The organism is Streptomyces lincolnensis, from assembly GCF_001685355.1.
GTDB lineage: Bacteria > Actinomycetota > Actinomycetes > Streptomycetales > Streptomycetaceae > Streptomyces > Streptomyces lincolnensis.
In genome coordinates this window covers 10,148,984-10,161,652 of the sequence record NZ_CP016438.1, presented here as the reverse complement: position 1 = coordinate 10,161,652, position 12,669 = coordinate 10,148,984, and the positions used below count along the sequence as shown (strand labels likewise).

The 12,669-nt window shown below is 69.6% G+C and carries 12 protein-coding genes and 4 pseudogenes; 5 read left to right on the top strand and 11 right to left on the bottom strand.

From position 1 onward, the window contains the following. Positions 1 to 201: 201 nt before the first annotated feature. Together SLINC_RS44705 and SLINC_RS44700 are read right to left on the bottom strand one after the other, a co-directional pair. Positions 202 to 828 (bottom strand): GAF domain-containing protein, encoded by a 627-nt coding sequence (locus tag SLINC_RS44705; RefSeq protein ID WP_067444374.1) that lies wholly within the window; start codon positions 826 to 828, stop codon positions 202 to 204. Between the two features lie 48 nt (positions 829 to 876). Further along, positions 877 to 1,527 (bottom strand): hypothetical protein, encoded by a 651-nt coding sequence (locus SLINC_RS44700; RefSeq protein WP_237282043.1) that lies wholly within the window; start codon positions 1,525 to 1,527, stop codon positions 877 to 879. A gap of 359 nt (positions 1,528 to 1,886) precedes the next feature. On the opposite strand from SLINC_RS44700, the gene SLINC_RS44695 reads away from it, so the two are divergent. Then, positions 1,887 to 2,708, top strand: a complete 822-nt coding sequence (locus tag SLINC_RS44695) for a SigB/SigF/SigG family RNA polymerase sigma factor (RefSeq protein ID WP_067444371.1) — start codon at positions 1,887 to 1,889, stop codon at positions 2,706 to 2,708. 366 nt (positions 2,709 to 3,074) lie between these two features. On the opposite strand, the gene SLINC_RS44690 is transcribed toward SLINC_RS44695, so the two are convergent. The 4 genes from SLINC_RS44690 to SLINC_RS44675 form a co-directional block, all read right to left on the bottom strand. Then, positions 3,075 to 3,791 carry a GAF and ANTAR domain-containing protein gene (locus tag SLINC_RS44690; RefSeq protein ID WP_067444368.1) on the bottom strand — a complete coding sequence of 239 codons (717 nt, stop codon included), beginning with the start codon at positions 3,789 to 3,791 and terminating at the stop codon, positions 3,075 to 3,077. Between the two features lie 78 nt (positions 3,792 to 3,869). Next, complete coding sequence (locus SLINC_RS44685; protein WP_067446541.1) at positions 3,870 to 4,631, bottom strand: ANTAR domain-containing protein; 762 nt, start codon at positions 4,629 to 4,631, stop codon at positions 3,870 to 3,872. After that, positions 4,628 to 5,296 (bottom strand): hypothetical protein, encoded by a 669-nt coding sequence (locus SLINC_RS44680; protein ID WP_237282042.1) that lies wholly within the window; start codon positions 5,294 to 5,296, stop codon positions 4,628 to 4,630. Before SLINC_RS44680 ends, SLINC_RS44685 begins: the two co-directional genes overlap by 4 nt. Next, positions 5,293 to 5,718 carry an STAS domain-containing protein gene (locus SLINC_RS44675; RefSeq protein WP_067444365.1) on the bottom strand — a complete coding sequence of 142 codons (426 nt, stop codon included), beginning with the start codon at positions 5,716 to 5,718 and terminating at the stop codon, positions 5,293 to 5,295. The genes SLINC_RS44680 and SLINC_RS44675 overlap by 4 nt, the downstream gene beginning before the upstream one ends. A 624-nt stretch (positions 5,719 to 6,342) precedes the next feature. Here SLINC_RS44675 and SLINC_RS49835 point away from each other — a divergent pair. From SLINC_RS49835 to SLINC_RS44660, 3 genes and pseudogenes are all read left to right on the top strand, one after another. Then, a pseudogene (locus tag SLINC_RS49835) lies at positions 6,343 to 6,575 on the top strand (hypothetical protein); the annotation flags it as partial. A 226-nt stretch (positions 6,576 to 6,801) separates the two neighbouring features. Further along, the gene (locus tag SLINC_RS44670) at positions 6,802 to 7,215 is read left to right on the top strand and encodes a glycosyl hydrolase (RefSeq protein WP_159425421.1); all 414 of its coding nucleotides are present in this window, start codon (positions 6,802 to 6,804) and stop codon (positions 7,213 to 7,215) included. A gap of 629 nt (positions 7,216 to 7,844) precedes the next feature. Then, positions 7,845 to 8,441: a DinB family protein gene (locus SLINC_RS44660; protein ID WP_067444358.1), complete on the top strand. Its 597-nt coding sequence runs from the start codon at positions 7,845 to 7,847 to the stop codon at positions 8,439 to 8,441. Between the two features lie 155 nt (positions 8,442 to 8,596). Here the strand turns inward: SLINC_RS44660 and SLINC_RS44655 are convergent. Further along, positions 8,597 to 8,878: pseudogene (locus SLINC_RS44655) on the bottom strand (transposase); the annotation flags it as partial. A 305-nt stretch (positions 8,879 to 9,183) separates the two neighbouring features. Here SLINC_RS44655 and SLINC_RS44650 point away from each other — a divergent pair. Next, positions 9,184 to 9,606, top strand: a pseudogene (locus tag SLINC_RS44650) (transposase); the annotation flags it as partial. A 21-nt stretch (positions 9,607 to 9,627) separates the two neighbouring features. On the opposite strand, the pseudogene SLINC_RS49830 reads toward SLINC_RS44650, so the two are convergent. The 4 genes and pseudogenes from SLINC_RS49830 to SLINC_RS44630 all read right to left on the bottom strand — a co-directional run. After that, a pseudogene (locus tag SLINC_RS49830) lies at positions 9,628 to 10,190 on the bottom strand (IS5 family transposase); the annotation flags it as partial. Between the two features lie 384 nt (positions 10,191 to 10,574). Continuing rightward, positions 10,575 to 10,937: a hypothetical protein gene (locus SLINC_RS44640; RefSeq protein ID WP_067444346.1), complete on the bottom strand. Its 363-nt coding sequence runs from the start codon at positions 10,935 to 10,937 to the stop codon at positions 10,575 to 10,577. A 34-nt stretch (positions 10,938 to 10,971) separates the two neighbouring features. Then, on the bottom strand, positions 10,972 to 11,871 hold the full coding sequence (locus tag SLINC_RS44635) for an ABC transporter substrate-binding protein (RefSeq protein ID WP_067444344.1): 900 nt from the start codon (positions 11,869 to 11,871) through the stop codon (positions 10,972 to 10,974). A gap of 18 nt (positions 11,872 to 11,889) precedes the next feature. Beyond that, entirely contained in the window at positions 11,890 to 12,543 is a 654-nt protein-coding gene (locus SLINC_RS44630; protein ID WP_067444341.1) for a hypothetical protein, read from the bottom strand. Between the last annotated feature and the right edge of the window lie 126 nt (positions 12,544 to 12,669).

The window sequence follows — 12,669 nt, the reverse complement described above, 5'->3', positions numbered from 1 at the left end:
GCGGAAAGGGCAGGCTGGTGTGCGCAGTGCCCAAGGCTCTGGAGGGTGCCGTGGCGGGTGTCGCCGAGGTCGCGCTGAGGGCGAGGAGGGCGACGTCGTCGGCGGGTCCCGGCGCCGAGCGGGAAGACGTCGCAGAAGTCGCCGCCGACGTCGTGGACCGAGGCGGTCGTGTAGTGGGAGGAAGCCTCCAGGCCCGGTACCTCAGGCAGGGCCGGCGGCAGCAGGGTGCGTTGCAGGGTGGAGGCATACGCGGCGATCTCCGACCGGTCCCGGCTGGGCGCGCTCCCGGGCCGCGTGCTCGACCTCCACCAGTTCCCGTTCCACACGGAGCATGCGCAACGCGGACAGCCGCAGTTCGAGTTCGTCCATCACCAGCGCGGCCAGGTCGGTCAGGGCGGTGGCCTGGTCCGGTGTGATGTGGCGCGGCCTGGTGTCCAGGACGTCCACGGTGCCCAGGCGGTGACCGTCGCCGGTGGTGACGGGGGCGGCGGCGTAGACGCGCGTCCGAGCCGGACCGGTCACCAGGCAGTGGGCACGGGCGACCGGGTCGTCGAGCGTGTCGGGGACGACCAGGGGGCCGCCGGTGAGGATCGCCGAGGTGCACAGCCCCGGGTCCCTTCCGATCGGTGCGACCCCCGTCAGACCGCACACAGCCTTGAACCAGACCCGGTCGGTGTCCACGATCGTCACCGTGGCGGCCGGAGCGTCGAACAGGCGGGCGGCCAGCCCGGCGATCCGGTCGAAGGCACCGTCGGGCGGGGTGTCCAGGATGTCGTAGCGACGCACCGCGGCGATCCGCCGCGCCTCCTGTTCCGGAGACAGCTCCACCCTCTCCTCCACACCTCGGTACGCGTCGTCTCCGGCCGGTGCGGGCGGCTACTCGGGCCGTTGGGTCCGGTCGTTGTGGGCGAGGCCGTCGGGATGTTTCTCCGTGCGCTCGCCCAGAGGAAGAACCAGTACCCGCAATGCCGCCTGACCGGGCAGGCGGTGGACCTGCCCCGCCTCCTGCCAGCCCCCGTCCTTGAAGGCGTTCCAGGCCGAACGGACGGACTGATCCACCAAGGTGACGCCGAGCGAGGACTGGTGGTCGGCGAGCAGACGCTCCTGGAGTCGGCGGGCGAGCCCCTGGGCGTGCTGGTGCGGATGGACGACGGTTTCGAGGATCGCGAAGACATGTCCGGACGCGGTCAGTTGCTCCAGGTTCTGCGGCATCGGTCCGTCGAACCCCTCCCACCAGGAGCCGTCGCGCGGCACGGGGATCCCTGAGACGCAGCCGGTCAACCCCTCTGCCTCGGCGACCAGCATGTCGAATCCCGGCAGTTGTACGTCGTGCTCCAGCCGGCGCAGGAACTCCTGCCGACCACGGAACTCCTCGCCGGGCGGGGTGACGGACGACTCCACGTACAGATCCGCCAGGTCCTCCCGCAGGCCCTCGGCCTGCCAGCGGTTCAGTCGGCGCAACCGCACCGTGTCCAGGACGGGACGCTCCGAGCCTTCGGGTTCGTGCGGGTGCCGCGGGCTGCTCATGGGGCGCCTCGGTTCAGAAGACCAGGAGAGGTACGGGAGTGCCATCGGGTCCGATGGGTGCGGCGCCGGGGTCCGGGACGTCTGTACCCACCATAGCCCCGGATCGGCGCCGCCCCGGGGCCCGTTGGGAGCGCGGGGCCGCTGGGGCGCACGCAGCTGAACGGTAGTGCCGTATGTCCTCCGTGGGCAGCCGCGGTCGGGGCGCGGAAGCCTGTTTGAAAGCGGGCTGCCCGGGAACCCGTCCGCGGTGCTTCAGACCGGAGGCACCTCCGTGGGAGCGGTTCTCGCTGCTCCCCTGTGTGCTGCGGTCGGCCGGCTCCCACGGTGAGTGACGCCACCGATCAGGGAGGCACGTGCCCATGCCGTACGGACGCACGCAGGGCCCACGCAGCGCGCACCGCTACGCCGACGCACCGGACACCGACGCGGCCTTCCGCCGTATCGCCGCGCTGCCGGAGGGCCCGGAGCGGTCCGCGCTGCGCCAGGATGTGGTGTGCGCCTGGATGCCGATGGCCGTTCGGCTGGCCCGGCGTTTCCGCCATCGCGGTGAGACCTTCGAGGACCTCCAGCAGGTCGCCCAACTGGGCCTGGTCAAGGCGGTGTCCCGCTTCGACCCGGGTCTCGGCACCGCCTTCCCGAGCTTTGCCATCCCGACAATCCTCGGCGAGGTGAAGCGGCACTTCCGTGACGAACTCTGGATCGTGCATGTGCCGCGGCGCGTACAGGAGCTGCGTGGCCGGGTCCGCTCCGCCGGCCATGAGCTGAGTGCTTCGTTGGGCGGAGTGATACCCGCGGTCCACGAGATCGCCGCACACACCGGGCTGACCGAGGCGGACGTACGGCTGGGCCAGGGGGCGCTGGAGAGCTTCACCGCCCAGTCCCTGGACGCCCTGCCCGGCCGCTCCGCGGACAGTTACCCGCTGACCGACACCCTGGGTCGCATGGAGCCCGGCTTCGACCTGGTGATCGACCGTGAGGCGCTACGCCCCCTGCTGCGGGCCCTGCCCGAACGCGAACGCCAGATCCTGTACATGAGGTTCTTTTGCGAGATGACGCAGGCCCGCATCGGTCTGCAGCTCGGTATCTCCCAGATGTACGTCTCTCGTCTGATCACTCGCACCTGCGCCCGTCTGCACGACCAGGTGAGGGCCGAGCCCCGCGTTCCGAGCAGGACCGCGTGACGACATCCCGGATGCACGGGCGGCGCCTGTGAACGGCCCTGTTCCGCTTCGCCGGTATCTGCTCTACGCTCCAGGCAGGGAAGACGGCACTGCGAGCGTGTCAAACACCAGCAGGTCCTCCCATCCAGGCTCCCTGCCCCCGAGTCGGAAACCAGGCCCGGCTGGAGCCGCATCGCCCGAGTGCGCGGCTCCAGCCTCAGTCCTCCCGGCATTTCCAGACGGGGTGTTCTCACCAAGTCCCGCCGCCGCGGAGGACCAGCGCGCGAGGACACGGTGGAGGGGGGCCTCCCAGCCTCGCGCCACGTACGGCCGCCGCCGCGGTGCGGCGGCGGCCGTACGGACCGCGCGCCCCGATGCGGGGCTGGGTCAGGCCCCCAGGTCGGGGAGGGGTTCGGAGTCGTCGATGAAGGCGCGGGCCACATCGGACAGGCGGCGGTTGTGGGCGCGGGCGTAGCCGCGCAGCGCGGTGAACGCCTGTTCCATGTCGATGCCCTGGCGTTCGGCGAGTTTGCCCTTGGCCTGTTCGATCAGTACGCGGCTGTTCAATGCGGTCTGCAGTTGTTCGTTGAGGACGGTGCTGCGGTGGGTGGAGCGTTGTTGCAGGAGGCTGATGGTGGCGACGTCGGCCAGGGCCTGGCCGATGAGGGTGGCGGCGGGATCGAAGGGGCCCGGGTCGGCGCGGAAGAGGTTCAGCGCACCGACGGTCTCGTCCCGCAGGCGCATGGGCAGTGCCTGGACCGCTCCGAAGCCGCTGCGGTGGGCCGCTGTGACGAAGCGTGGCCAGCGGTCGACCTCCCGGGTCAGGTCGGGGACGATCACCGGTGTTCCGGTGCGGTAGCACTCCAGACAGGGGCCCTCGTCGTTCTGGAGCTGGAAGAGTTCCAGCAGGCGTACCTGTTCGTCGGAGGCGGCCATCACGCGGAGTTTGCCGTCGCGGTCCGCGAGCAGCACCCCGGCGGCACTCGCGCCGAGCATGCCGACGCAGCGGTCGGTGAGCAGACGTAGGAAGTCGATCAGATCGAAGTCGGCGACCAGGTTGTCCGCCAGCTCGACGAAGGTCTTGGCCAGGAGCTGCTGATTCATCGTGTCACCCTCGATGGAGACTAGTCCCGCCGGGAAGGGGCGGGAAGCGCGGCACGTTCGCCGGACGGCACCGGTACATCAGGTCTCCCCGTCGGTCCGTCCGGGTTCCGTGGCTGGGGAGAAGCGGAGCCTGCGGGCCACCACGTCGGCGGCGACGCCTGCGAGCCGACGTCCTTGTACGAAGGCGTAGGCGCGCAGCCGGACGAAGGCTTCGTCGATGCCGACGCCGAGCTGGGCGGTGAGCATGCCGGTTGCCTGGTCGATCTCCGCCCGGTATCCCCCCAGATCCTCCAAGCCGCGGTCTTTCAGTGCTCCGTCGACCGGTGCGCCCGTCTCCTCGATCCGCGCATCGATCAGGAGCAGCGTCGCGAGATCGGCGAAGGCCAGGGCGTCGGCCAGTTCCTCGGTGTCCAGCACGGTCGGCACGTCGGCGTACAGGTCCAGGACTCCCGGGCTGATCGCCCCCATCTGCAAGGGGAGCGCGAAGACGGCGCGTGCCCCGGCGTCCAGGGCCGCATCCGCGAACACGACCCAGCGGTCCGGCAACGCGCCGGCCAGCAGATCGGGGGTGAGGATCGCCGAGCCATGGACGAAGGCGTCCACGCAGGGCCCCTCGCCCAGCATGAGCTGCAACTCCTCCAGTTGTTCGCTGATGTCGTCGGTGCTGCACAGCGGATGGCTCGCCGTGGTCCGGGACATCGCCGACACGCCGGCCCCGCCGACCGGGAGCGCGGCCACGGCAGCGGTGCACACGTCCACCACACCGACCCGGGCACCGCGCCGCGCCGCCTGCACGGCGACCAGCGCCTGAATCCGCGCCGAGCGGCCGTCGGGCCTCATCCGGGCCACCCGGCCGAGGCATCGTGGTCAAGTCCCGCCGACCGCGCCCCGGTTCGCTCCCCGACCGGAAGGACCAACGCCCGGAGCAGCGTGGCGCTGATCGGCCTCCAAATGTCCCCCACGTCCAGCCATCCCCAGGAGCGGAGCGCCGCGAGGGCAGGGTGATCGGACCGGTCCACCAGGGTGGCGCCGACCGCCACACCCTGGTCGGTCAGCAGCCGCTCCTGCAACCGCCGGGCCACGGCCTGCTCCTGATCCTGCGGGTGCGGGCGGACCAGAATGTCGGTGATCGCGAAGACTCCGCCCGCCCGAGTGAGTTGCTCGCCGCGCGGCAGAGCCCCGTCGAACCCGGGCCACCAGAAGCCGTCGCTGCGCACCGGGAATCCGAAAGCGCATCCCACCAGGCCGTCCGTCTCCGCGATCACCATGGCGAACCCCGGCCGACGGATCTCGGCGGTGAGACGGTTCAGAAAGCCCCGCCGGCCGGGAGGGCGATACGCCGCACGCGGAGATGCCTCGCGGGAGTCCACGTACAGATCCGCGAGCTCCCCGCTCACGGCCTGCACCTGCCAGCGGTTCACCCGACGCAACCGCACCGCGTCCATGGTGGCCGACTCGCCGCCACGGGGCTCGCGCTGCTGTCCCCGCTCCGTCCGGGCCGTCACCGTGTGTCACCCGAGAGGATGGAGTCCAGCGGAACGGGCCGGTGGGGCGGGCTCTCGGCGGTCGGGGCCGGCACATCCCCGATAGGAGGTGCGAGATGCCCGGGCGGAGGACCAAGGAGCAGGAACCCGCAACCGGTGAGGTCCAGTAGCCGGCCCAGCGTCGGTGGCGGGTGGTGCAGCCGCAAGGTGCCGCCTGCCGCGGTGGTCTTCTGCGCGGCGTCCAGGAAGACGTTGAGGCCGCTGCAGTCGCAGAAGGTGACTGAGGTGAGGTCGACGTCGACGATGCGGATGCCGTCGTGCCGGCACCGCTCCAGTGAGATGCTCACCAGCGGGGCCGATTCCAGGTCGATCTCACCGGCCAGGGTGATCAGCACCCGGTTCCGTCGGTCATGGCGGTGGACGGTGAGCTGTGGGAAGGGCATGGCGCCTCGGGTTCAGAAGACCATCCGGCAGCGCGCGGTGACGCCGGGATTCCCGGCCCTCCTGGCGCGCTCCTGGCAGGAGTGGACATTCGACGAAGGTGGGCATCGGCCGGGCCCACATCCTGTACGACAGGACAACGAACCCACCCAGTTCCCTCCAGGGATGCGCCGGGTGACGGACGAAAGATCCGCTCCCCGCAGCCATCTGTATCGAGCAACGACAAGCCGCCGGGGTCTGGGACGTCCGTACAGCAGCATAGTCCTCCACCCGATCCGGCGGACGGCCCGAAGCCCTGCGGTCCCAGAATCAGCCGCGCAGGCACGGCAGTCCGTCGACTGCCTGAGGAGGTGGCTTCGTATGACGGAACCGAACGGTCGGGGACGCGGTGGTGGAGAAGATCGCCGGGACCGCCGCACGGGAGGTCCCCGGAATCCACGCACCGGGCGGCGGATTCACACGACCATGGGCGCCGTGCGCGACCGGGTCCCCGGCTGACGGCCTCCTACGCCCACCTGTTGACGCCTGCAATCGTGCGGGATTGGTGCAGTGCAGGACCGCTGCCAGCCGCTCAGCAACGCTCGTATCCCCGACTAAGTGCCGATCCTCGTCGAGCACAGCAGCCGCTGGTCGCCATGGTGCGTACGACGCCGCCCAGGTCCGCGCCCACCACGCCGCCGGGGTGTCGGATCCTGAGGGCTTCGCAGCGTTGGCGTTGAAAGAGACGCTGGTGCACATGCACGACGTGGCGGAAGGCTTCGGGCTTGCCTGGCCCCTGCCCTCCTGTCTCTGCTCGCGGGTGCTCGCCCGTCTGTTTCCAGAGGCTCCGGGCAGCGCGGCTCCCTGGCTCACCCGGTTGTGAGCCACCGGCCGCGCTGAGCTGCCAGGACACCCGGCTGATGATCGTGCCCCTACTGCGGCGCGAGCACACCCCCCCCGTTCCGAAGTAGCCGCTTTAGCAGGCACGTTGTGGGCACGTCAACCCCAGTTTTCCACGGTGGTTACGCGCCCCTGCCACGGCCGAGACTTCAGGCCTCGACCACAAAGGCCTCAGGGCTCCCAAAGGGGAACAGAACACTATGCGCGTGAACAAGAAGGTCGCGGCCACCGTCTCGGCGCTGGCGATGACCACCGGGCTGCTCGCCATGTCCGCAGCCGCCCCCGCAAGCGCCGCGGACGGCTGCAACACCAACGTGGTGTCCGGGACCGCCGCGGCCGCGACCGGGGCCAAGGGCCAGTTCTTCGAGCTGAGGTACAACGGCAGGGGGGACAACACCTGTGCCTGGGGCCGTGTCACCAACGGCGCCATCGGCATGCACGTCTGGGTGGACCGCAGCAGTAACGGCGGGCGTACGTGGGAGCCGCAGCTGGGCCTGCGGAGGGTGGACGCGGGAACCAGCGTGCACACCGAGGCCTGGCGCGACCGCAACGGACAGGTGATGCGGGCCTGCGGCGACTCCGGCGACGGCACGGCGATCACCTGCACCGCTTGGTGGTAGCCGCTTCGCTCAACGGTCCATCGCCTGGTGCAGGTTCACGGCCTTGCCGTTCGCCGCCAGCGCGGCCCGCGGAGCGGGATCGGGTGGCGCCGGGGGTCTCACCTCCCGGCGCCACCCGCCTGCGCATCACCGCGCGCCTACGGCTGGTGATGCTTCCGCCATGCCTGGCGCAGCACGCAAATCCCCTGCTGCTCGGCGAGAAGGTCCTCGGTCCGCTGCGCGTGACAGTCCAGGAGACGCACACCGTCTTGGAAAGGCTCGAAGCCGATCCGCCACCAGACCCGGCCCAGTGCCATAACGGCTTTCCCTGTGTTGATCCGCGGTCAGTTCACATCCGTCGGCGGAACCAGGCTCGCACGCGACCGCAGCACACCCCCTGCGCCAGGCGCCGGATCGCTGAACCCACGAGAACCGGTCCCAGTCCCGCCCCGCGCCACCCAGACTCCAGGATGACCCGGTCCATGACCAACAGGTCGCAGACCGGGTGCGTGAGCACGCCCTCGACGGCGGGGTTCCAGTCACCGGCGCGGTCAGCGAGGCGGCGATGGCCAGGCGTGGGCTCTGCCAGTCGTTGCGGACCACGTACGGGATCTTGAGACCGCGAGCACCCCATGGCAGGCTCATGCCGCATGATCGATGAATTCGCGAAAGACAACCTGCACGGGAGACTTCGGCGGGACCGCAGGGCGCTGCTCTGGAAACTCGACGGCTTGTCCGAATACGACGCCCGCCGACCCTTGACACCGACCGGGACCAACCTCCTCGGCCTGGTCAAGCACGTGGCCACCGTCGAGGCCAGGTACTTCGGCGAGGTCTTCGACCGCCCTTCCCCGGAACCGCTGTCCCGGTGGCAGGACTCCGACGGCAGCGATCTGTGGGCGACCGAGGACGAGACCCGCGATCAGATCATCGGGTTCTACCGGCGCACGTGGGAACACTCGGACGCGACGATCAACGAGCTTCCCCTCGACGCCCCCGGCCACGTGCCGTGGTGGTCGGAGCCTTATCCCAACACGAACCTGTTCGCCATCATGGTCCATGTCCTCGGCGAGTCCATCCGGCATGCCGGGCACGCCGATATCTTGCGCGAAGGCATCGACGGCCGGACCGGGGTGCGCGCCGAAAACGAGAAGCAGATCGACGAGGAAGCCCGTGCAGCCTACTGCGCGAAGATCGAGCAGGCCGCAAGGTCGGCCGCACCAATCAAGGCTCACAACGGCTACTGACCTTGACGACATCACGCCAACAAGGTCAGTAGTGGGAATTCCCCAGCGGCGGCCACTGGGCGGGGAGCTATCTGGCCGCCGGTGGTCACTCTGCGTTCCCGGATGGTTCGTCGTTCTTGATCGGTCCCGGCGGTAGCTAGGCAGTTTCGTTTGGATCAGCGGGCGGACCAGAGGAAGATGCCTGCCACGTGGAGTCCGGCCAGGTGGATGGTTGCGGTCTTCTCGTAGCAGGTGGCGATCCCGCGCCACTGTTTGAGGCGGTTGATGCACCGCTCGACGGTGTTGCGCTGCTTGTAGGTCTCGCGGTCGAAGGCCGGCGGCCTGCCTCCGCGGCTGCCCTGTCGCAGCCGGTGGCCTCTCTGGTCCGCCGGGACCGGGATCACCGCCCGGATGCCGCGCTTGCGCAGGTGTTCCCGGATCGCGCGGGACGAATAGGCCTAATAGGCACGTGGGTTGGCCGGTTGGGCCGGTCGGCAGGGGCCAGAGCGAGACGTCTGGGATATACGCGGCGCCAGGAGTGCTTCGACAAGACGGACGCGGTTCAGGCCCCTGCCATGTCGACTCCAGTCGCCGTACCGTGCCGTGATTCGAGCCGTTCCCAGAGCCACCTCCCAATTGGCCAGAGCCTTCGAGCTCTTCACGAGAGCGAGGACTTTGGGCAGGGCTGGGACCACGGACGGCTGATGGGGTGGTGCGCCCGAGAGCGCTTCTATTAGGTCGCCGGGTGGTCCTGCCGCGGCTTGATGCCGAGATCATCACGAGCTTCCCCGGCCTGGCCACACTCACTGGCGCACGGATCCTCGCCGAGATCGGCGACGACCGCGCCCGGTTCACTCACGCCGGCAATCTGAAGGCTTATGCGGGAAGTGCACCCGTGACCCGGCAGTCCGGCAAGAGCCGCCACGTCGCCCACCGCAGGATCAAGAACAACCGACTGGCCGCGACCGGCCGGCACTGGGCATTCGCCGCGCTGACCGCTTCCCCCGGCGCACACGACCACTACAACCGCCGACGGGACACCGGCGACCACTATCACGCGGCCCTCCGCGATCTGTTCAACCGCATGCTCGGCCAGCTCCACCACTGCCTGACCAATCGCCAGAAGTTCGACGAATCAGTCGCCTTCAGCACCTTCGCCCCAGCTCCACTCTCGGCAGCTGCTTGACCCGAAAGCTGCATGGGGTGTCTTGTCGGCAAGGATCACGTCCGGCCTGGTGCGGGGTCGTCCGCGCGGCCGGGGAATGCGCAGGCGGGCCATGACGTCCGGGAAGGCGGGCGCATCCCCGGCCTGCCCGGCGGTGAGATGGAAGGCCAGCGGCCGACAGCGGTCATCGGCGGCAAGGTGGATCTTCGTGGTCAGTCCGCCGCGGGAGCGGCCAATGGCGTGGTCGTCTGGTTCGCCGGCCGGGGCCCCTTTTTGCGGGCGCCGGCCGCGTGCTGGTGGGCCCGCACGATCGTGGAGTCCACCGAGACGGCCCAGTTGAGGTCCTCGTCCGCGTCGGCCTGGGCCATCAGCGCGGTGAACACCCGCTCCCAGGTACCGTCGACGGCCCACATACGCAGCCGGTTGTAGACGCCGCGCCAGTTACCGTACTTCTCTGGCAGATGCACCCACTGCGTTCCGGTCTGGAACTTGAAGGCGATCGCGTCGATCACCTCCCGGTGATCACGCCAGCGACCACCCCGCTTTGGCGTCCGGTCCGGGAGCAACAGCTCGATCCGCGCACACTGCGCATCACTCAACGACACACCCGGACCAACGACCAGCTGATCCAAACGAAACTGCCTAGTGCTGCGACCGCGTAGGTTCTCCGGGCTGGATCAGGCTGCGGTTGTGGGGGGGGCGTCCGCCCCATCGGGTGCCTTTCTCGCCGCGGATGCGGGCGCGTTCCTTGCCTTCGGCGGCCAGGACGTCGCAGTGGCGAGTAGTCGGCGCAGCCGTGGGAGAGGGGAACGGGCGGGAGGCGTTCGACATGGCGGGTCCCTGCGGATCGGTCCGTGAGGGGTGTTCTCCGCGGTGGACCGGGGGCGCGCTCAGGAATGAGTGCGGGTGCTCATCTCTGTACGGGTGTCCGCCCATGCCGTCTCGACGAGCAGCATGGGCGGGACCCTTTCGAGTCCCGCCCATGCGGTCTACGACATGTGGAACGTCGTCGTCCGGCCCTTCGTATTCGGGACGTACTGCTGCTTCCACTTCCAGGCGCCGCTGCCGAACTGGTAGTGGAGTTCGACCGAGGAGTTCTTCTTCCACCAGTAGTCCCACATGGTGGCGCAGGTGTGGGCGTAGGCGTCCCAGACCGGGGAGTCGTCCCACTCGTTGCGCTGGTTGTAGCCCCTGACCCAGAACTGCAGGTTCGAGTTCGAGTCGTTGCAGACCGTGATCTGTACGGCGGGGACCCCGTCGGCGGCGCTGGCCGTTGTGGGGAGGGCCAGGCCGCCGAGGACGGCGGCCGCCGTGAGCGCGGTTACGGCGAACTTCCTTCTGACGTCACGCATTTCACTGTCACCATTCTGTTCGGGTGAGGGGGGATCAGCTGAGCAGCCCTTTGGAGCGCAGCCAGGTCCGCGCCGCCTTCGCGGGGGACTCGCCCGCGTCGACGGAGGAGGCGAGCGCGGCCAACTGATCTGTCGTCAGCGCCGAGTTGACTCGGGCCAGGGCTTTTCTCGCGGCCAGGTCCGCGTACGGGGCCTGGATGAGAGGGAAGACGTGCTCGGGCGGGATGACGGCCTCGGGGTCGGTCAGCACGACCAGCTTGTCCTCGGTGAGGGACGGGTCCGTGCTGCGCAGGGCCAGTACGTCGGCGGTGGCCGAGGTGCCGGCGGTGGTGAGAGTGACGCCGTACGCCTTCTTCATTGACGAGGGTGTCGGGGCGTCGGGGTCCTTCGAGGCGGCGCCGCCGAGGGTGAGGCGGCTGCCGGCCTTGGGGAGGTCGGCGAGGCTGTGCAGGTCGTGGGCCCGGGCGGCGGCCCTGGTGACCGCGAGGACGACACCGCGGTCGGCCGCGGCCGGGGGCAGGGCGGTGATGCCCATCGGCAACGCCATGCTCAGCGTCGCCGACGAGTTCCCGGGCAGGGTGTCCCCGCCCGGGAACGTGCGCAGCAGGGTGCTCTCGTATGCCGGTGCCAGCCCGACCCTGCCCGCCACTACGGCCTTGGCGGTGGCGGAGGGCGAGGCGTAGCTCGTCGTCGCCATCCGCACCTTCTGCCCGGCCCCGGTGAGGAGTTCGCCGTACATGGCCGCCACCACCCGGCTCTCCGCCGAGGTGTCGGTGCCGATCACCGTCGGTCCGACAGCGTCCGCGTACACGGTGTCGGGCTTGCTCGTCGCCCCCGCCGCACAGCCGGTCAGGAGGACCAGCGAGCATAGGGCGGCGGCAGCGAGCCGGAGCCGGGAGCGGAAGCGGGTTGTCGAGGTCGCGGAGCACCACATGCCGTTGTCCGTCCTGGCTCAGCGGCAGTGGGCTGAGCGCTCGCCCGAGGTCATCTTCGCGTCCCTGTAGTTGACATAGCCCTTCTTGGGCTGGTCGGCGTTGAAGCCGGCCGACTGGTAGTTGTTGATGTACCAGATGTAGTGGCCGTAGTAGCGCTTGCCGAAGTGCAGCTCGTACCAGCCCTTGGCCTGCTGCTTGGAGGTGCCGCGCTCGATCCAGCCCTTGTAGCCGGCCGGGATGTTGACGGTGTCGGTCACGGTGTCGGTGTGCGAGGCCACCCAGCTGTGGCTGTAGGTGGCCGTGACCTCGGTGGAGAACGTCTCGAACCACTTGTACTCGGCGCTGATCGAGATGCCGAGGGTGTTGGTCGAGCCGGTCGTGTCCATCCCGCCGACGGTGTGCGGGTTGGTCAGGCTCCCGCAGTTGTAGGCGGTGTCGCCGACCTGGTGCTTGGGACCGGTGTAGGTCCAGTAGTCGGTGGCGTGGAACTCGCAGAGGTCCGTGGTGTGGCCACACGCATCCAGCAGCTGCTTCGTGGAGGGGCTGTCGGCGGCGGAGGCCTGCGGGGCGGCCATCAGCGAGGCGCCGAGGGCGAGGGCCGCGACGGCTCCGGCGGTGCGGAGGGTGCGCTTGGGGGACGAGGAGGAGGTCTTGCGGCGGGCGAATGCCATCGGTGACTCCAGCGAGTGAGGGATGAAGCGGTCGGTCTGTTTTCCGGGCAGCCGACGGGATCGCCGTCGGCTGCCCGCCGGTTTCACTGACCGGGGGGTGCAGCGAACCGGGTGAGCCCCACTCTT